The organism is Granulicoccus phenolivorans DSM 17626 = NBRC 107789 = JCM 15570 (assembly GCF_000423085.1).
In the GTDB taxonomy this organism is placed as follows: domain Bacteria; phylum Actinomycetota; class Actinomycetes; order Propionibacteriales; family Propionibacteriaceae; genus Granulicoccus; species Granulicoccus phenolivorans.
Genome location: NZ_AUHH01000012.1, coordinates 38,415 through 56,265, shown reverse-complemented (window position 1 = coordinate 56,265; position 17,851 = coordinate 38,415). Strand labels below are relative to the sequence as shown.

Annotated in this window: 17 protein-coding genes and 1 pseudogene; 4 read left to right on the top strand and 14 right to left on the bottom strand. The window is 68.5% G+C overall.

Annotated elements, in window-relative coordinates:
* Positions 1 to 21 precede the first annotated feature (21 nt).
* Positions 22 to 1,446 carry a mercury(II) reductase gene (merA, locus tag G531_RS0106435; RefSeq protein ID WP_026926614.1) on the top strand — a complete coding sequence of 475 codons (1,425 nt, stop codon included), beginning with the start codon at positions 22 to 24 and terminating at the stop codon, positions 1,444 to 1,446.
* A 27-nt stretch (positions 1,447 to 1,473) separates the two neighbouring features.
* On the opposite strand, the pseudogene G531_RS20920 reads toward merA, so the two are convergent.
* The 3 genes and pseudogenes from G531_RS20920 to rplS form a co-directional block, all read right to left on the bottom strand.
* Positions 1,474 to 2,094: pseudogene (locus G531_RS20920) on the bottom strand (ribonuclease HII); the annotation flags it as partial.
* A gap of 32 nt (positions 2,095 to 2,126) precedes the next feature.
* A complete protein-coding gene (gene lepB, locus G531_RS26410; RefSeq protein ID WP_245630517.1) occupies positions 2,127 to 3,722 on the bottom strand; it encodes a signal peptidase I in 1,596 nt (531 codons plus the stop codon).
* A 236-nt stretch (positions 3,723 to 3,958) separates the two neighbouring features.
* Positions 3,959 to 4,309, bottom strand: coding sequence for a 50S ribosomal protein L19 (rplS, locus tag G531_RS0106420; protein WP_026926613.1), 351 nt, complete (start codon positions 4,307 to 4,309; stop codon positions 3,959 to 3,961).
* Positions 4,310 to 4,505: 196 nt separating this feature from the next.
* Between rplS and G531_RS0106415 the strand changes: the two genes are divergently transcribed.
* On the top strand, positions 4,506 to 5,198 hold the full coding sequence (locus tag G531_RS0106415; RefSeq protein WP_060930022.1) for a hypothetical protein: 693 nt from the start codon (positions 4,506 to 4,508) through the stop codon (positions 5,196 to 5,198).
* Between the two features lie 95 nt (positions 5,199 to 5,293).
* On the opposite strand, the gene G531_RS0106410 is transcribed toward G531_RS0106415, so the two are convergent.
* The 8 genes from G531_RS0106410 to rpsP form a co-directional block, all read right to left on the bottom strand.
* A complete protein-coding gene (locus tag G531_RS0106410; protein WP_026926611.1) occupies positions 5,294 to 6,049 on the bottom strand; it encodes a succinate dehydrogenase/fumarate reductase iron-sulfur subunit in 756 nt (251 codons plus the stop codon).
* Positions 6,046 to 8,028, bottom strand: a complete 1,983-nt coding sequence (locus G531_RS0106405) for a fumarate reductase/succinate dehydrogenase flavoprotein subunit (protein WP_026926610.1) — start codon at positions 8,026 to 8,028, stop codon at positions 6,046 to 6,048. Before G531_RS0106405 ends, G531_RS0106410 begins: the two co-directional genes overlap by 4 nt.
* Before the next feature lies 1 nt (position 8,029).
* Positions 8,030 to 8,770 carry a succinate dehydrogenase cytochrome b subunit gene (locus G531_RS0106400; protein ID WP_282705472.1) on the bottom strand — a complete coding sequence of 247 codons (741 nt, stop codon included), beginning with the start codon at positions 8,768 to 8,770 and terminating at the stop codon, positions 8,030 to 8,032.
* Positions 8,771 to 9,005: 235 nt separating this feature from the next.
* Positions 9,006 to 10,532, bottom strand: a complete 1,527-nt coding sequence (locus tag G531_RS0106395) for a polysaccharide deacetylase family protein (RefSeq protein WP_026926608.1) — start codon at positions 10,530 to 10,532, stop codon at positions 9,006 to 9,008.
* A 110-nt stretch (positions 10,533 to 10,642) separates the two neighbouring features.
* Positions 10,643 to 11,329: a tRNA (guanosine(37)-N1)-methyltransferase TrmD gene (gene trmD, locus G531_RS0106390; protein ID WP_026926607.1), complete on the bottom strand. Its 687-nt coding sequence runs from the start codon at positions 11,327 to 11,329 to the stop codon at positions 10,643 to 10,645.
* Positions 11,326 to 11,871, bottom strand: a complete 546-nt coding sequence (rimM, locus tag G531_RS0106385) for a ribosome maturation factor RimM (protein ID WP_026926606.1) — start codon at positions 11,869 to 11,871, stop codon at positions 11,326 to 11,328. Before rimM ends, trmD begins: the two co-directional genes overlap by 4 nt.
* Positions 11,872 to 12,021: 150 nt before the next feature.
* Positions 12,022 to 12,279 (bottom strand): RNA-binding protein, encoded by a 258-nt coding sequence (locus G531_RS0106380; RefSeq protein WP_026926605.1) that lies wholly within the window; start codon positions 12,277 to 12,279, stop codon positions 12,022 to 12,024.
* Between the two features lie 2 nt (positions 12,280 to 12,281).
* Complete coding sequence (rpsP, locus tag G531_RS0106375; RefSeq protein WP_026926604.1) at positions 12,282 to 12,731, bottom strand: 30S ribosomal protein S16; 450 nt, start codon at positions 12,729 to 12,731, stop codon at positions 12,282 to 12,284.
* A gap of 206 nt (positions 12,732 to 12,937) precedes the next feature.
* Between rpsP and G531_RS0106370 the strand changes: the two genes are divergently transcribed.
* Entirely contained in the window at positions 12,938 to 14,356 is a 1,419-nt protein-coding gene (locus G531_RS0106370) for a dihydrolipoyl dehydrogenase family protein (RefSeq protein ID WP_026926603.1), read from the top strand.
* A gap of 668 nt (positions 14,357 to 15,024) precedes the next feature.
* On the opposite strand, the gene G531_RS0106365 is transcribed toward G531_RS0106370, so the two are convergent.
* From G531_RS0106365 to G531_RS0106355, 3 genes are all read right to left on the bottom strand, one after another.
* Positions 15,025 to 15,534 carry a hypothetical protein gene (locus tag G531_RS0106365; RefSeq protein ID WP_145978748.1) on the bottom strand — a complete coding sequence of 170 codons (510 nt, stop codon included), beginning with the start codon at positions 15,532 to 15,534 and terminating at the stop codon, positions 15,025 to 15,027.
* A gap of 107 nt (positions 15,535 to 15,641) precedes the next feature.
* The gene (locus tag G531_RS20910; RefSeq protein WP_145978749.1) at positions 15,642 to 16,268 is read right to left on the bottom strand and encodes a hypothetical protein; all 627 of its coding nucleotides are present in this window, start codon (positions 16,266 to 16,268) and stop codon (positions 15,642 to 15,644) included.
* Positions 16,269 to 16,323: 55 nt separating this feature from the next.
* Positions 16,324 to 17,406, bottom strand: a complete 1,083-nt coding sequence (locus G531_RS0106355; protein ID WP_026926601.1) for a Fic family protein — start codon at positions 17,404 to 17,406, stop codon at positions 16,324 to 16,326.
* Positions 17,407 to 17,612: 206 nt separating this feature from the next.
* On the opposite strand from G531_RS0106355, the gene G531_RS0106350 reads away from it, so the two are divergent.
* The gene (locus G531_RS0106350) at positions 17,613 to 17,846 is read left to right on the top strand and encodes a ribbon-helix-helix domain-containing protein (protein ID WP_026926600.1); all 234 of its coding nucleotides are present in this window, start codon (positions 17,613 to 17,615) and stop codon (positions 17,844 to 17,846) included.
* Positions 17,847 to 17,851 lie beyond the last annotated feature (5 nt).

Genomic DNA, 17,851 nt, shown 5'->3' with positions numbered 1-17,851 from the left:
ACGAGCGCGGAGGAGACGGGGATGCAGACGACGTATGACCTTGCGGTGATCGGGTCCGGCGGAGCGGCGTTCGCTGCCGCCATCCGGGCGACATCCCTGGGCAGGTCGGTAGTGATGGTCGAGCGGGGCACCTTCGGTGGCACCTGCGTGAACACCGGGTGCGTACCCTCGAAAGCCCTCATCGCGGCGGCCGAGGCGCGCCACGTCGCCGCCGACGCCAGCACCCGGTACCCGGGAATCTCGACCATGGCCGGAGCCGTCGACATGCCCGACCTGATCGGGGGGAAGCAGGCGCTCGTCGAGCGGCTGCGCACCGAGAAGTACGTCGACATCGCCGACCATTACGGATGGCGCGTCGCACGGGGCGAGGCAACGTTCTCCGGTACGCCGGATGCCCCACTGGTGCGGATCACCGACGCCGCGGGAGGCGTCGAGGAAATCACGGCGCAGCACTATCTCATCGCCACCGGCGCTCAACCCTGGGTTCCGCCGATCGAGGGCCTGGCGCAGGCGGGGTATCTGACCTCGACCACGGCCATGGAACTGACCGAGGTGCCCGCCTCACTCATCGTCCTCGGCGGCGGCTACGTCGCACTCGAGCAGGCACAGCTGTTTGCCCGGCTCGGCACGAAGGTCACCCTCCTGGTCCGCTCCCGCCTGACGTCGAAGGAGGAGCCGGAGGTCTCCCGGGCGCTGCAGGAGGTCTTCGCCGACGAGGGCATTCGGGTGGTACGCCGCGCGGTTCCGACCAGGGTCACCCGGGACGCGCCCACCGGCGATGTCATGGTCACTGCGGACGTGTCCGGCGCAGAACAGCAGTTCCGGGCCGAACAGGTCCTCGTCGCGCTCGGCCGGCGCCCGGTCACCGAGGGGCTCGGGCTGACTGCGGTGGGAGTCTCCACCGGCGCGACCGGTCAGGTGGCGGTCACCGACCGGCTGCAGTCGACCAACCCGCGGATCTGGGCCGCCGGCGACGTGACCGGACACCCCGAGTTCGTCTACGTCGCAGCCGCGCACGGCACGCTCGTCGTCGAGAACGCCTTCGCCGGCGCGGACCGGCCGATCGATTACACCCGGCTGCCTCGGGTGACCTTCACCAGCCCCGCGATCGGTGCGGTCGGGATGACCGAGAAGCAGGTCATCGCTGCGGGCATCCCCTGCGACTGCCGCGTCCTGCCCCTGGAATACGTGCCGCGCGCCCTCGTCAACCGCGACACCCGCGGCTTCATCAAGATGGTCGCCAACGCCGAATCCGGAGAGATCCTCGGCATCACCGCCGTGGCCAAGGACGCCGGCGAGCTCGCCGCGGCCGGCGTACATGTGATCGGCAGATCAATCACCGAGGTCGCCGACGCCTGGGCCCCCTACCTGACCATGGCCGAAGGCATCCGCATCGTCGCCCGGGCCTTCACCACCGACATCCGGCTGCTGTCCTGCTGTGCCTGACCTCGCTCCGCCCGATGCTTGTTCGTACGCCTCCCGCACGGACGCGAATCGGCGCCGGTGCTCGACCGAGGGCCCGTATTCGCTCAGGCGCTCGCGGTGCAACCGGGTCTCATACCCCTTGTGCACCTCGAAGGCGTACTCGGGAAACTGCGGCGCGAGTTCGTGGGTCATGATCCGGTCCCGGGTGACCTTCGCGACCACCGACGCGGCGGCGACACAGGCCGCGACCCGGTCCCCCTTCCAGACCGCGAGCCCGGGCGAACCGGTGCCGTCGACGGGGAACCCGTCGGTGAGCACGAACGCCGGCGCCACCGACAGTCGCAGCAGCGCCCGCCGCAGCCCCTGGATGTCGGCCTCGTGCATGCCCAGCCGGTCACACTCGGCCGCTTCGATCCGGACCACCGACCAGGCAACCGCTTTGGTCATAATCTCGGCGTAACACCGTTCCCGGGTCGCTTCGGTCAACAGTTTGGAATCCTGCAGCCCGGCGATCCGGCGCGCCGGCGCATCGGACAGGATCACCGCGGCAGCCACCAGCGGCCCGGCGCTGGCCCCCCGGCCGGCCTCATCGGCGCCGGCCACCGGGGACAGCCCGGCCCGCCCGAGCGCCCGCTCATAGCCGTAGAGCCCCGCATCCCGCCGGACGATGAACCGTCCGGTCTTCACCTGCTCCGACACGCTCAGCACGCGCCGATCGGGTCGGTCACGACCGGTTCCGGCGGTGGCTGTTGCTGGGCCGCCGGGATCGCATCGAAGGTCGCCGGTCGGGCCAGGCGTTGGAATCGGTTGACCGGCAGCACGATCATGACCACCTTGCCGGTGACCCGACTGCGCGGGATGAACGCGGTGTTCCCCCGCGGCTGGCCCCCGTTGAGGTGGCAGCGGGAATCGCCGGAGGCATTGCGATGGTCCCCGAGGACGAACAGGCGATCCTCGGGGACGACCACCTCGAACGGAATCTGCCCGGCCGCGGGCTCCTCGGCGTAGGTGAAGGATTCATCCAGCGGATATCCGTTCACCTCGACGCGGCCGGCGACATCGCAGCAGGTGACCCGGTCCCCCGGCAGGCCGATCACCCGCTTCACCAGATGCCCCTGCCCGGAGTCCGCGGCGAGGCCGACTAACTCCAGCCCCTGCCGCAGCAGGTCCGGGTCCGGCGGCTTGTCGGCCGCCCCGTCGGCGAGCCAGCCGTGGGCGTCCTCGAAGACAACCACGTCACCGCGTTCGTACCCGCCGAACTTCTGGACCGCGATCTTGTCCCCGATCGCCAGGGTGAGCTCCATCGAACCCGACGGCACCTCGAAGACCTGGTACACGAAGCCCCGGAACAGCCCGGAGGCGATCAGGGCCAGAATCACCACGATGACGATCTCCTTGGCGGCACCGAGCACCTTCTGGCCCGCGGTTCGGGGCTCCTCCTCGGGCGTCTGGTCCTCGTGCTGGTTGAGCTTGTTGTCCCGGACCCGGCGGGCGACCCAGCCCTGCCAGCCGCTCAGGTCCTCCGCATGCACCGGCGCCGTCCCGGACGCAGCCGCCCCGGACGCAGCCGACCCGGCCGGGGCCGGCTCGGGCGGGGCCGGCTCGGGCGGCGGGGCCACCCGGCCGACCGGACGCGACGGGGCCGGTTGCCGGGGCGCCGCCGGCGGAGTCGGTTGCCGCGGCGCGGACAGCGGCGGAGGTGCCTCGACTCCGGCCGCGGAGGGGGCGCTGGCCGGCTGATCGGTGACCCGGGGCTCGTACCAGGTCGGCCGGGTGATCCCGGACGCCCCGGAATGCCAGCCACCACCAAGATCGGGTACGCCGTGCTCGGCGATCGGCGGTGCCCCCCGGACCACGGTCGGCGGCCCCGGATCGGGAATCTGCTGCCCCGGCGGTGCCCAGCCGGCGGTCGGATCGATCGGGGCGCCCCGGCCTGCCCCACGCTCGTCGGGTGGGACCGCAGTCCCCGGCTCGGCCGACCCCACTCCGGGCGGCGGCGGCAGGGTGGCGTCCGCCACTGTCCAGCCGGGCGCGGCATGCGGCAACCGGGTCCCAGCGGCCGGCAGCGTCCGGTCATCGGCGGGTTCCCGGACGAGGGTGGTCTCGGTGTCGCTCGGTGGCACCGGCGGCATCCCGCGAGCGTTGGTGATCTCCTCGTCCCGGGCCGTGGTCTGGTCGACTGCTTCGGGACGGAACGGGTGCGCGGCCCGGGGCTCCTGCGGCGACCCGGTGGACTCCGGCTGCGGCGTGTCCCACTCGCCGTATCCGGGCCAAGTGCCGTCCGACCGCTGGCTCACCCACACCCCTCTCGCGCACGACCACCCGGCAGGACCTCCGCCTGCATCGCCCGCCCATCATGCGTCATCGGGAGGTCTCGACAAAAGTCCTGCTCCCAGTCTGCCCGGGGAAGCTCCCGGGCCGGGCCGGTCTCGCGGCCCGAGTGGGCCGCCAGAGCCCGCTCGTCGCAGTCACGAATCCGCCCGGAAACGCAGCAGGGCCCCGCCGAAGCGGGGCCCTGGTGGGTTCGAGGCGCTCAGTTGAAGCGCTTCTCCTTGATCTTGGCAGCCTTGCCGTGCAGGCCACGCAGGTAGTACAGCTTCGCGCGACGCACGTCACCGTGGCGGTCGACCTCGATCTTGTCGATGATCGGGCTGTGCAGCGGGAAGGTACGCTCCACGCCGGTGCCGAAGCTGACCTTGCGGACGGTGAAGGATTCCTGGACACCGCCACCGGTACGCGAGATCACCACACCGGCGAAGACCTGGACACGGGAGCGGTTGCCCTCGATCACCTTGACGTGCACCTTGACGGAGTCGCCGACGCGGAACTCCGGGATGTCGCTGCGCAGGGAGGCCGCGTTCACGGCGTTGATCAGGTTGCTCATGATTCATCCTTGCCGGTGCCACAGGTCACCAGGTGAAAGTCTGTTCGGGAGTGCTCCGCGCGGACGATCCCCCCGTGGCAGGAGCCGCGGCAGAGCAACAGCTGAATATTTTGCCACAGCCGGCCGCCGATTGCGAAATGTGCCGGTTCCGCCCCGGGGCGCCCGCCGCGTACGCCGGACCCCGTACGCTCGGGCCATGCCGAACACACCGATGATCTCCCTCGCCGGGGCCGTGCTGATCGGCGCTGTCGCGCTGAGCGGATGCACCTCCGGGCCGAGCGGCCAGGATACGCCGCCGACCCCGGACCTGTCGCCGCACAGCGCCGAACCCAGCCCCGACCCGAGCACCGCACCCCCGCCCGGGGCGGTCTCGGCCCGGCAGTTGCCCACCGGGCAGCAACTGCCCGGCGGCGGCTGGCAGGACGGCGAGACCTTCGCCGGCTCCGGCTCTGCCCCGGTCTCGGCCTGCCAGCAGAACAAGTTCGAGTCCACTGGGGCGAACTCGATCCAGGTCCGCACCTTCACCAAGAACCGGGACACCGCGGCCGCGGTGGTCCTGAGCTTCTCCGATCCCACGGTCGCCGACATGGCGCAGCAGACCCTCGCCGGCTGGCTGGCCGACTGCGCCCAAACCCTGGAGAGCAACGGGATCAAGAACGCCACCCACAGTGTGAAGGCCCACCCGGTGACGATCCCCGAGGGCACCGCCACCGTGGACGACTGGGCCTGGACCGTCGAGGGTGCCACCCTGGAGTCCACCGCGGTGATCCGCAGCGGCGACCGACTCGCCTGGGTCACCACCCACACCAACGCCTCGCCGCTCCCCGACAACGATCAGCATCCGATGGTACGCGCGGTCCCCGGCCTGGCCACCCAACTGCGGTCCTGACCACCGACCCGCCCCACCGCGACGTCCGCGCCCGGAACAAACGCAACGGCCCGGCTCCCGAGACGGGAGCCGGGCCGCGGCGTGTGGCTAACGGATCACTTGACCTTGCGCAGGCCGGTGAGCAGGTCGCGGTTGAGCCGCGAGATGCTCTCCAGCGGGATGCCCTTCGGGCAGACCGCGGTGCACTCACCGATGTTGGTGCAGTTGCCGAAGCCCTCGTCATCGTGGGCGTCCACCATGCCGAGCACTCGGGTCCAGCGCTCCGGCTGGCCCTGCGGCAGGAGCCCCAGGTGCGAGACCTTGGCCGCGGTGAACAGCATCGCCGAACCGTTGGGGCACGCCGCGACGCAGGCGCCGCAGCCGATGCACACGGCGTTGTCGAACGCGATGTCCGCGTCGGCCTTGTTCACCGGGGTGGCGTGCGCGTCCGGCGCGGTCCCGGTCGGGGCGGAGATGTAGCCGCCGGCCTGGATGATCCGGTCGAACGCGGACCGGTCGACGACCAGGTCACGCAGCACCGGGAAGGGTTCGGCCTTCCACGGCTCGATGGTGATGGTGTCCCCGTCGCGGAACTCACGCATGTGCAGCTGACAGGTGGTCGTCTGGTAGGTGGTCTCACCACGCCCGTGCGGGACGCCGTTGATCACCACACCGCACATACCGCAGATGCCCTCGCGGCAATCGGAGTCGAACGCCACCGGATCGATGCCCTTGGCCGTCAGGTCCTCGTTCAGGACGTCCAGCATCTCCAGGAACGACATCTCCTGGGTGACACCGTCGATCACGTAGCTCTCCAGCTTGCCGACCGCATTGGAATTCTTCTGGCGCCAGATGCGCAGGGTCATCTTCACTTGTAATCCCTCTGCTTCAGTTCGATGTAGTGGTACTCCAGCGGCTCCTTGTGCAGCACGGGCTTGCCCGCGCCGCCGAACTCCCACGCCGCGGAGTAGAGGAACTGGTCGTCGTGACGCAGCGCCTCGCCGTCGGGGGTCTGCGACTCGGCCCGGAAGTGGCCGCCACAGGACTCCCGGCGGTGCAGGGCGTCGATGCACATGAGCTCACCGAGTTCCAGGAAGTCCGCCACGCGTCCGGCGCGCTCCAGCGCCTGGTTCAGCTCCTCGGCCTCCCCGGTGACGTTGACGTCGTTCCAGAACACCTCGCGCAGGTCCCGGATCATCCCGATCGCCTTGCGCAGGCCCTCCTCGGTGCGCTCCATGCCGCAGTACTCCCACATGATGTGGCCGAGTTCCTTGTGGATGGAGTCGACGGTACGCGAGCCCTTGATCGACAGCAGCTTGGTGACCCGATCCCGGACCTCCTGCTCGGCCGCGACGACCTCGGGGTGATCCGCGGCGACCTCGCTGTGCCCGACCTTGGCCAGGTAGTTCGGCAGCGTCGACGGCAGCACGAAGTAGCCGTCGGCCAGGCCCTGCATCAGCGCGGAGGCGCCCAGGCGGTTCGCGCCCTGGTCGGCGAAGTTCGCCTCACCGGCGACGAACAGCCCGTCCAGGTTGCTCATCAGCTCGTAGTCGACCCACAGCCCGCCCATGGTGTAGTGCACCGCCGGGTAGATCCGCATCGGGGAGGTGTAGGGGTCCTCCGCGGTGATCTGGGCGTACATGTCGAACAGGTTGCCGTACTTGGCCTCGACCGCCTTGCGACCCAGCCGCTGGATCGCCTCGGCGAAGTCCAGGTACACCCCGCGACGGCCCTGACCGGCGACCTCCGGACCAACACCGCGGCCCTCGTCACACATGTTCTTGGCCTGCCGGGACGCGATGTCGCGCGGCACCAGGTTGCCGAAGGACGGGTAGATCCGCTCCAGGTAGTAGTCGCGGTCCTCCTCGGGGATCGTGTTCGGATCCTTGTCGCAGTCCTCGGCCCGCTTGGGAACCCAGATCCGGCCGTCGTTGCGCAGCGACTCCGACATCAGGGTCAGCTTCGACTGATGCTCACCGTGCACCGGGATACAGGTGGGGTGGATCTGCGTGTAGCACGGGTTGCCGAAGTAGGCCCCCTTGCGGTGCGCGCGCCAGGCGGCGGTCGCGTTCGCGCCCACCGCGGAGGTGGACAGGAAGAACACGTTGCTGTAGCCACCGGAGGCCAGCACCACCGCGTCGGCGATGTGCGACTGGATCTTGCCGCTGACCATGTCCCGGGTGACGATGCCGCGGGCCCGACCCTCGACCAGGATCAGTTCGAGCATCTCGTGGCGGGTGTGCATGGTGACCGTGCCGGCCGCGATCTGCCGCTCCAGCGCCTGGTACGCACCGATCAGCAACTGCTGACCGGTCTGGCCCCGGGCGTAGAAGGTACGCGAGACCTGCACCCCACCGAAGGAGCGGTTGTCGAGCAGACCGCCGTACTCCCGGGCGAACGGGACGCCCTGGGCGACACACTGGTCGATGATGTTCGCCGACACCTCGGCCAGGCGGTACACGTTCGTCTCGCGCGAGCGGTAGTCGCCGCCCTTGACGGTGTCGTAGAACAGCCGGTGCACCGAGTCACCGTCGTTGCGGTAGTTCTTGGCGGCGTTGATGCCACCCTGCGCGGCGATCGAGTGGGCGCGGCGCGGGGAGTCCTGGTAGCAGAAGGACTCCACCTGGTAGCCCTGCTCACCCAGGGTCGCGGCGGCGGCGCCACCGGCCAGGCCGGTGCCGACGATGATCACCTTGATCTTGCGGCGGTTGGCCGGGTTGACCAGCTTGGCCGACGCCTTCCACTCGCTCCACTTGTCCTTGATGTGCGGCGCGGCGGGGGCGGTGTCATCGCGGAGGGAATCGCCCTCGGTGTACAACGCGTCGGCGTCCGGAGAAATGGTTTCGGTCATGTCAGATCACTCCCAGCAGAATCGCGACCGGCGGCACCATGAAGCCCACAACGATGACCAGGAGCACGATCCAGGCCACGATGTTCCAGTTGCGGCGCACGTTCGGGCTGGTGTTGGCCCCGAGGGTGGCGAAGGCGCTCCACACGCCGTGGCGCAGGTGCAGCCCAACCGCGATCAGCGCGAGGAAGTAGATCAGCACCAGCCACCACTGCTCGAAGCTGTTGTGCACCATCTGGTACGCGTTGGGGACCATCTCACCGGTGCTCAGGCGATACATCAGGTCGTAGTTGCCGGCGGTGTTGGCGATCGTCGGCGTCTGCGTCCGATCGCCGGCCTTGAAGGTGAAGTTGAACAGGTGGAAGATCACGAACAGGGCGATCGCGATGCCGCCCCAGCGCATGGTGAACGACGCACCGGTGCGCTGCACGTTCTTCTTCACGGCATAACGGGTGCCGCCGCCGACCGCCTTGCGGTCGCGGGCCCACAGGGTCATGCCGCAGTAGATATGGATCAGCACCGCCACCAGGAGGACCACGCGGATAATCCACAGCAGTCCCGACTCCGGCAGCAGCGGTTCGAGGATCACCCGCAGGTAGTGGGCGTAATGATTGAACGCCTCCGGCCCTGCGATGATCTTGAGGTTGCCGTACATATGCGCAAGCAAGTACAGGACCATGACCAGTCCGCTGCAAGCCATCCAGACTTTCAGCGCGACAGTCGAGCGGCCTGCTCGCTGCTTCACGGTAAGAGATGATGTCGCCACGGAGGACACCCTATGCCCCTGTACCGACGATTTCTGGAGACTGTTCGAATCTTGTGAGTGAGTTCACAGCCTGCGCCGGGCAATCGTGGTCCCACTGGGAGTCTTGTTGCCAAACCGTGACTTTGGCGGAAATGGGACGGGGTGTCGATGCTCCGGTTTCCCGAAGTATCGACACCCCGTCGTCGGCGTTTCCGCCGTCGTGGTCAGGCGGCGATCAGCCCTTGCAGGCGAAGCCGGTCTGCTTCTCCGCGGTGGTCAGGCAGTAGCCGTGCCCGGCCTCGTAGGTCCCGGAGTTCAGGCTGAGTTCGGACAGGGTGACCATCCGTACGCCCTTGTCCTTCATGCCCTTCACGATCGCCGGCACGGCGTCCACGGTGGTCGGGTGGATGTCGTGCATCAGCACGATCTCCCCGCCCTTGCTGCCGGCCCCCAGCGCCGAGGCCTCGGTCTTCGGGGTCGACTTGGTCTGCCAGTCGAGGGTGTCCACGCTCCACTGCATGACCGATGCACCGTCGTCGCCGATGACCTTGTCGACGCGGTCGTTGTGCGAGCCGAACGGCGGACGGACCAGCATCGGCTTGCGGCCGAAGATGTCATTCATCTGCGCGGAGGTCTTGGTGACCTCGGTGTTCAGCTTGTCCGGGGAGATCCGGGCCAGGTCGGGGTGGGTCCAGCTGTGCGCGGCCATCTCCATGCCCGAGCTGGCGGAGTTCTTGCCGATGGCCTTGTTGGCCTGCAGGCTCTGCCCGATCATGAAGAAGGTGGCGCCGGAGTTCTCCTTGACGAAGGCGTCGACCACCTTGGGCGTCCCGTCACCGGGGCCGTCGTCGAAGGTCAGGGCCACACACTTCACCTTGGTGCAGTCCACGCCGACCGCGGTCGACGGCCGCGGCACCTGGTTGGGGTCGCTGCTGGCGCCGCTGGCGGTGCTGGCCGGGGTCGGGCTGGCCGACTCGGCCGGCTTTGCGGTGCCGTTGAACGCCGACGGTCCGGTGGTGGCGTCCAGGGCCTGCTTGCCGTACGCCGACAGCACCGGCTGCACCTGCCGACCCGGGATCCGCAGGTCGACCGCTTCGGTCTTCAGCGCACCGGAGGGGAACCGGGCGATCATGTCGCCGTTGGAGTCGAACCCGAGCGCGGGCCCGTTGCCTTCCGGCGCGGCGTTGGAGTCCAGCGCCTGGGACAGCTTGGTCGGGTCGATCGACTTGTCCGACTCGGTCGCGTTGGCGACGATCTTCTTGAACGCGCCCCACTGCTTGGCATCGATCAGGATCGGCGAGGAGTAGACGCGCTTGGCCTCGGTGTCGTACCAGACGACCATCGGCATCTCGGTCTTGGCGCCGTCCTTGACGTAGGAGTACGTCACCTCCATCCCGACCGCGTTCGGGGAGGACGCGATGAGCTGCCAGCCGACGTTGGTCTCGGTGGCGCCCTCGTGGGCGGAGTTGCGCAGCGAACGCTCGCGCAGGACTTCCATGGCGCTGGTCAGCGTGCGCGCGGGGCCGATCTCGGGCACTTCCGCGCGAATCTTCTTCTCATCGTCGGTATACGTTACGGTGGTCAGACCGGAGACATTTCCCCCGTCGACCCGGGAGAACTCCGGCGGCGGGGGCGGGGCATCCTTGCTCTGACTGGGGTTGCTGCCCTTGGCGCCCTGACTGGGATCGGTGCCACATCCCGCCAGCGCGACGGCGGCCACCAGGGCGACCGCGGCCGTCTTGACGGTTCGGGAAAATGCCATGAATTCCTCCTGCTGACAGGCATGTACGCGCTACATGCTAGGCCGCCGCAAGGGCCAACAGAAATCGCCGAGCCGGTGTCCCCCGAACCGATGACAGAGGTAGGTGAACCTTAGTTCAACAGGTCCGGCCGGCGGTTGCGGGTGAGCTCCTCGGCCTGTTCCCGCCGCCACTCGGCGATCCGGGCGTGGTGCCCGGAGAACAGCACCTCGGGCACCTCGAGGCCGCGCCACAGTGGCGGTTTGGTGTACACGGGGTACTCCAGCAGGCCGTCCTGACCTGCCGAATGGGACTCCTCGGCCAGCGACTCCGGATTGCCGATAACCCCCGGAATCAGCCGCACCACCGCTTCCAGCATCGCCAGCACCGCGACCTCTCCCCCGTTCAGGACGTAGTCGCCGATGCTGATCTCCTCCACCGGCACCCGCTGGCGGGCGTACGCCGCCACCCGCGCGTCGATCCCCTCGTAGCGACCGCACGCGAACACCAGATGCTCCGCCTCGGCGAGTTCGTACGCCTTGGCCTGGCTGAAGGGAATCCCGCTCGGGGTCGGGATCACCAATCGAGACTGTGGTCTGATCAGCTCGTCCAGCGCCTCCCCCCACGGTTCGGGTTTCATCACCATTCCGGCACCACCGCCGTAGGGGGTATCGTCCACGGTCCGATGCCGATCGTGGGTCCAGGTGCGCAGGTCGTGCACCGCCACGTCGATCAGGCCGTTCTCGATGGCCTTGCCGACCAGGGACAACTGCAGCGGAGCGAAGTAGTCCGGGAAGATGGAGACGATATCGAACTTCATGCCGGCGCGTCCCCGTCCCCGGGCTCATCGGGTTCGTCGGCCAGCAGGCCGGGCAGGTCCGCGACGGTCACAGTGCCGGCGGCCAGGTCGACCTCGGGCACCAGCGCCGCCACGAACGGGACCAGCCGGGTCGCACCGTCGCTCATCCGGATCTCCAGCAGATCCTGCGCCTGGTGCAGCACCCCGGCGACGGTGCCGCGCGGCGTACCGGCACTGAGCACGGTGAGCCCGATCAGGTGCCGGTCGTAGTACTCCTCGGCGTCCTCGGGGGTCTGTTCGGCGGGCACCCGGGCCGCGACCCGGACCCCGCGCAGCGCCTCCGCCGCGGTGCGGTCGGCCACCTCGACCAGACTCACCACCAGTTTGCCGCTGTGCCAGCGGGAATCGCGGACCGTCCAGCTGCGCGGACCGCCGTCCTCGGTGAGTTTCTGCCCGGGCGCGAACCGCCGGTCGGGTTCGTCGGTCAACGGTTCGACCAGCAGGTCGCCGCGGATGCCGTGGGCCCGGCCGATCCGGCCGACGATCACGTCGATGTCGCTCATGGTTCTCCTCTGTGGTGCCCCGGGTTGCGCCCGCCGGTCGTGCAGACAGTGGTGGGCGCCACCGACCCGTTGGATCGATGACGCCCACTTTCCGCGGTTCAGATCAGCCGTGGCCACTGAGCCCTCGCCGCTGCGCAGAGCGGCTCACCGTCAGTAGCGGCGCTTGGTGGTCCGCTTGTCGACATCGACGAAGTCGACGCGGACCTGCTCCCGCCCGGCCAGGGCGGCGATCACCGTACGCAGGGCCCCGGCGGTGCGGCCCTGACGGCCGATCACCTTGCCGATGTCCTCCGGATGCACCCGTACCTCGAGCATCCGGCCGCGACGCAGGTCCTTGTCCTTGACCCGGACGTCCTCGGGATGGGTGACGATGCCTCGGACCAGGTGGTCCAGCGCGTCGGCCAACATGATCAGGCCTCGGTGGTGTCGTCGGCCGGGGCCTCAGCTTCGGCCGGAGCCTCGGCGGCAGCCTTGGCCTCCTCGGCCTTCTTCGAGGCGAAGGCGGCGACGGTCGGGTTCGAGCCGTCGTTGGCCAGCGCCTTGTTGAAGATCTCCAGCTTGTCGGCCTTCTCCGGCTGCGGGTCGATCCCGGAGGCGGAGGTGTCGCCGGTGAACTTCTGCCAGTCACCGGAGCGCTTGAAGATGGCGACGACGGCCTCGGTCGGCTGCGCGCCGACGCTGAGCCAGTACTGCGCCCGCTCGGAGTCGACCTGGATGACCGAGGGGTCGTTCTTCGGGTGGTACAGCCCGATCTCCTCGATGGCACGGCCGTCGCGCTTCTTGCGCGAGTCCATGACGACGATGCGGTAATGGGGCGACCGGATGGCGCCCATGCGCTTCAGACGAATCTTGACAGCCACGTTTGTGGATCTCCTATGGATTACCCCGAACGGTTCGGGGTGGACGGGTGAGCATCGGGTTCGCCGTGTGGGGCACAGCGATCGATCCTCGGATGGATTCGCGTTCCGGCGGGGTGAGAGGGCACCGCGAAACGTCGAATGCGCCCGCAATTGTGCCATGAACGACCCCCGGAAGGGAAACTCCGGGCGGCTTGCGAGGATGGAGCATGGCTCAGAACCCTGATACCCGTCCCCCGGAGAGCGACCCCCGGACCTTCGACATCGTCGTGATCGGCGCCGGGCCGGTCGGTGAGAACATCGCCCAGTATGCCACCGAGGGCACCGAACTCACGTCGGTGCTGATCGAGGCCGAACTGGTCGGCGGTGAGTGTTCCTACTGGGCGTGCATGCCCAGCAAGGCCCTGCTGCGCCCGGTCGACGTGGTGGAGACCGCGCACCATCTGCCGGGGGTGACCGGGGCCCAGTTGGATCGCGACGCGCTGCTGCGCCGCCGCGACTACTGGGTATCGGACTACAACGACGCGGGCCAGGTCGGGTGGGCCGAGGGCGCCGGGATCCCGGTGATCCGTGGTCACGGCCGGTTGAGCGGGGAGCGGCAGGTGACGGTGACGACCGCCGAGGGCGAGGTCTTGGTGACCGCCCGCCGGCATGTGGTGCTGGCGACCGGGAGCAGCCCGACCGTGCCCGAGTTGTACGCCGGGGTCGCGGCGTGGGGATCGCGGGACGCCACCGGCGTACGGGAGATTCCGGCTCGGCTGGTGATCATCGGCGGCGGCGTGGTCGCCTGCGAGGCGGCGACCTGGCTGCGGGCGCTCGGGTCGCGGGTGACCCTGCTGGTCCGCGGCGACCGGCTGCTGGATCGGGCCGAACCGGCCGCGGGCGAGCATGTGCGGCAGGCGCTGACCGAAGCTGGGGTGACGGTGCGGTTCGGCGCCGAGGTGACCGAGTGTGTCCGCGAGGAGGTCGCCGACACCGGCCTGGGCCGGATTCACGGCGGCCCGGTGACGGTACGCCTGGGGGCCGAGGAACTGGTCGCCGATGAGATCCTGGTGGCCACCGGCCGGCGGCCGCGGTTGGCCGACGTGGGTCTGCCCGAGGATGCCGGGGACGCGCCGGAGTGGTTGATCGCGGTCGGGGATGCCTCCGGGGAGGCGCCGTTGACGCACTGGGGCAAGTATCGCGCCCGGGTGATCGGCGAGCGGATCGCGGCCGCGGCGAGTGGGCGTACACCCCAGCCGGTACCGGAGCAGGTGCCGGTCCCGCAGGTGGTGTTCACCACCCCGCAGGTGGCCTGGGTCGGGCTGACCGAGCAGGCGGCCCGCGACGCCGGGCACGACGTCGAGGCGATCGAGGTGCCGTGGGGAGCGGCCAGCGGTGCCTCACTGCTGCGCGAGGACGCGCACGGGATGGCCAAGTTGGTCGTGGACCGGGCCACGCACCGGGTGCTGGGGGCGTCGTTCGTGGGTCCGGAGGCCGGGGAGTTGCTGCAGGCGGCGACGATCGCGATCGTCGGGCAGGTGCCGACCGAGGTCCTGCGGCATGCGGTGCCGAGTTATCCGACCGCGAGTGAACTGTGGTTGCGGTTGCTGGACGGGCTGCCGACCGAGTTCCGCTGGCCGGCCTGAGCCGCGACAGCTCCGGGTGGCCACTTCCCGCGACGGGAAAAACCGGGGGTGTCCTTCCCGCGACAGGTAAATCGGGGAGGCCCGTTCCCGCGACAGGTAAATCGGGGAGGCCCGTTCCCGCGACGGCTCCGGTCACCCAGCAGGCCCAAATGTTTCCCGCGACCGTTGCGACACCCCGCAGGAAGCTTTCGCTGTCGCTGGATGTCCGAAGCCATCGCCGGAGCGGCCAGCGCTGAGCTTCCTGTCGCGGGAACACCGAATACGCCGTCCCGGCCTCCGGTCCGGAGAGCACAGCCCGGCATCCGGTGTGGCTGGGCGGCCGGTCGAGTTCGGCCGGCCGGGATGAGTCGATCCGGCGGCCGCCCGGTCATCCAGCGTCCCGAAAGGCAAGGGAGCTTCGGTGCGCCGGGACGCCGGATGCCCCGGGGTGACGCTAGATGACCGGGGTGACGCTGGATGACCGGGGTGACGCTGGATGACCAGGGTGACGCTGGATGACCAGGGGGGTCGCGGGGTCAGAACAGCCGGATGAGCCAGTACGCCAGCCCGGCTCCCCCGCGACGCTGACAGGAAGGTGACGTCAGATCGTGAAAGGGGCCCAGAAAGTGGCCTGTGGCGCAACGAATGTCGCCTGCCTGTCACGAGCGGTCGCGGACCGCTCGCTCCGCCTAGACCTTGAGCAGAGCGAACAGCGCCAAAGCCCAACTGATACTCAGCAGCGTGCCCAAGACCCGGAAAGCGGGGATCCGGTGATCGTCCCTCGCCGCGTACACCCCCAAAGCCTTCACACCCACCAGGACCGCAGCCACATCGGTGAGGCCAAGGATCAGAGCGACGATGAAACTTCCACGCTCAACCATGCCGATGACTGCTGACCCTGGCAGGGACGGCTGCTCCTTGGCGTCCCCCTTCAAGCCTGAGATGCGCACCACTAGCACGACGAACGGGCCTCCACCGAACACAGCGGCCACGATCACGGCGAACACCAACCACAGTCTTAGGGGGCCGGTCAGGTTCGGGGCCAGGGCAGCCAGGATCAAGCAAACGGCGTACAGGATGATGCACGCGAGTCCATAGTCGCGAAGATGGCGGTCGCGACGCGCTCGGATCTGCGGACGACAACCGACAAGACCGGCGACCGCCAGGGCGCTCACCGCAATGCACAGCAACACACTCACTGGCGCCGGCCGCCGCTGGTGTGGTGCATACAGCGCTCCGACTTCATTGCTTCATCTTAAGGTGATTTCCTTAAGCACAGCCATCGCCAGCCACCGGGTCCCCAGAGCTACAGCAGCTTATTCACCAGATATTCCGCCATAGCTGCGGTGGAAGGGCCGAGGCGGTGTTCAGCCCGTTCGAGCCTCTGCGAAACCGCCGACTCAGAGACCTGCAGTCTGGCCGCGACGGCCGATTGATCCTTCAACTCCGCGAGTAGGTCCGTGACTTCCCAGCCTGTGGCCGAGCGACGCCCGTACAGGCCGCGCAGCAACTGCAGCCCGGTCTCGGCGTACCGGATCCGCGCCGGGTCCACGTCCGCGGCACCGCGCAGTGCGAGCCGGCCGGGCTGTCGTTCGGCCGCTTCGAGCGCTTCGCGCGCCGCCAGGTACGCCGACCCGCGCGCTGCCCGGGTCGAGGAGACGCCCGGATCCTCCACCGCCCCGATCCCGAACCCGATCCGCCACCCCGGTCCCCCGCCCACCACGGTGAGCCGAGCGACCGCCTCAATCACCAAGGCGGCGACAGTGGGGTCGTCGGCCAGCGCCTGCACCTCGTCCCCGGCGGTCCGTTCGAACCCGAGCCGTACGCCGATCCCCGCCAGCGCAACCAGCAGGTCGGGCACCCGATCCGCATCACGCCGACTCCGGCGCTGGTCGATGTTCACCACCAGCGAGGTTACGCTTTTCATCTTCATTGATCCAATATAGGATAATTACTTTCACCTGGGCCCGACACCTGGACTTAACCTGCTATTCCGAGCGGGCGAGCACCTCAAGGAACTCGTGGTTGACGAACAGCAACTCTCGGCCGATCTTGACCTCGCGGAGAAGTCCCGCCTCCACCAGCGCATGGAGCCACGACGACGCCGTCTGCCGAGACACCTCGCATCGCTCGACGACAGTGCCGATTCGGCAATATGGCTGCTCGAACAGCACATTGAGGAATTGGGCGTCGCGGCCGCCGGGCGTGGCGACGCGGGCTCGTTCCGCAATGTCGTCCTGACACGCCTTGATCGCTCCGATCTTCCGCGTCGTCGAGGAAGCGGACTCCTCGACGACCTCGAGCATGTATAGGATCCACTCGATCCAGGCAACCTCGGCAGTGACTGCGCGCAGGAGTCGGTAGTAGTCGTTCTTGCGGGCGATAATTCCACGAGACAGGTACAGGATCGGGTCGTGGAGCAGGCCGGCCTCGATCAACATCAAGATATTGATGACCCGACCGGTGCGGCCGTTGCCGTCATGGAACGGGTGAATCGCCTCGAATTGGTAGTGCGCCACTGACATCCGCACCAGCGGATCCAAGTCGTCCTGCGCGTGCACGAAGCGTTCCCAGTCCGCGAGTTTCTCCCGGATGAGACCTGCACCTTCCGGAGGTGCGTAGACGACCTCGCGCGTTGTCGGATTCGCGATCCTCGTGCCGGGGACTGCACGGACATCCATCTCGCGTCCCTGCAACTCGGAGCAGATGGCAGCCGCGGTCCTGGCCGTGAGAGGTCGGCTTCTGATGGACTCGACGCCCGCGAAGAGCGCGCTGCGATAACGCAGGGCTTCTTTCGTGGCGTGGTCACCTTCCCCGGTGTCGACGTGCTTGAAGAGCTCGTCGGCGGTGGTCACGATGTTCTCGATCTCCGAACTGGCCTGCGCCTCCAGAATCGGCACCGCATGGATCAGGACGTTCGGGTTGGGCAGCAACTGCCCGGCCTGGGCCAGCGTCGCCAGGGCAGTCCGGGCTTCCACCGTGGCCTTGAGGACGACCTTGGGCTCAAGATCGAGCCCCCGCGGCGGCAGCGGCGGAAGGTCATTGAAGGGAGTCCCGGCACTCCAGACCATCTGTCATCTCTTTCAACGCATCCAGCAAACGTGTTAAAAAATCCTGGAAAACTTAACACGTTTTCTGGATGTGTCAGGTCAGCTCACCTATTGAGGGTCCATCGCCGTCCGGCATCAGCAGGCTCGCCTCGCATCAACTCACCTCCGCAGGCAGGTTGCCGTACACCCCCACCGCTCGGCCAACATTTTCGTAATACGATTTGTTGATGGTCACCGAGGAACAGATTCAGCAGTGGGCCGACGAAGCCGAGGCCGGCTACGACGTGGAGGAGTTGAGGTCCCGTGGGCGGGGTCGGCCGGGTCGCGGAACCGAGCCGATGCAGGTGATTGCGGTACGGCTCACCGCTGAGGAGATCGCGGCCCTGGACGCCCTGGCCGAGCGTGAGCATCTGTCTCGTTCGGAGGCCATTCGCAGGGCCCTTGCGCACTTTGCCGCCTGAGGGTT

Bases quoted from the DNA above. Each gene is read 5' to 3' on its own strand.
- rplS (WP_026926613.1), bottom strand. From the start codon at position 4,309: ATGAGCAACCTGATCAACGCCGTGAACGCGGCCTCCCTGCGCAGCGAC.
- rimM (WP_026926606.1), bottom strand. From the start codon at position 11,871: ATGAGCGACATCGACGTGATCGTCGGCCGGATCGGCCGGGCCCACGGC.
- G531_RS0106355 (WP_026926601.1), bottom strand. From the start codon at position 17,406: ATGGTCTGGAGTGCCGGGACTCCCTTCAATGACCTTCCGCCGCTGCCG.
- G531_RS0106380 (WP_026926605.1), bottom strand. From the start codon at position 12,279: ATGTTGGCCGACGCGCTGGACCACCTGGTCCGAGGCATCGTCACCCAT.
- G531_RS20910 (WP_145978749.1), bottom strand. From the start codon at position 16,268: ATGAAGATGAAAAGCGTAACCTCGCTGGTGGTGAACATCGACCAGCGC.
- G531_RS0106415 (WP_060930022.1), top strand. From the start codon at position 4,506: ATGCCGAACACACCGATGATCTCCCTCGCCGGGGCCGTGCTGATCGGC.
- trmD (WP_026926607.1), bottom strand. From the start codon at position 11,329: ATGAAGTTCGATATCGTCTCCATCTTCCCGGACTACTTCGCTCCGCTG.
- merA (WP_026926614.1), top strand. From the start codon at position 22: ATGCAGACGACGTATGACCTTGCGGTGATCGGGTCCGGCGGAGCGGCG.
- G531_RS0106405 (WP_026926610.1), bottom strand. From the start codon at position 8,028: ATGACCGAAACCATTTCTCCGGACGCCGACGCGTTGTACACCGAGGGC.
- G531_RS0106370 (WP_026926603.1), top strand. From the start codon at position 12,938: ATGGCTCAGAACCCTGATACCCGTCCCCCGGAGAGCGACCCCCGGACC.
- G531_RS0106350 (WP_026926600.1), top strand. From the start codon at position 17,613: ATGGTCACCGAGGAACAGATTCAGCAGTGGGCCGACGAAGCCGAGGCC.
- G531_RS0106395 (WP_026926608.1), bottom strand. From the start codon at position 10,532: ATGGCATTTTCCCGAACCGTCAAGACGGCCGCGGTCGCCCTGGTGGCC.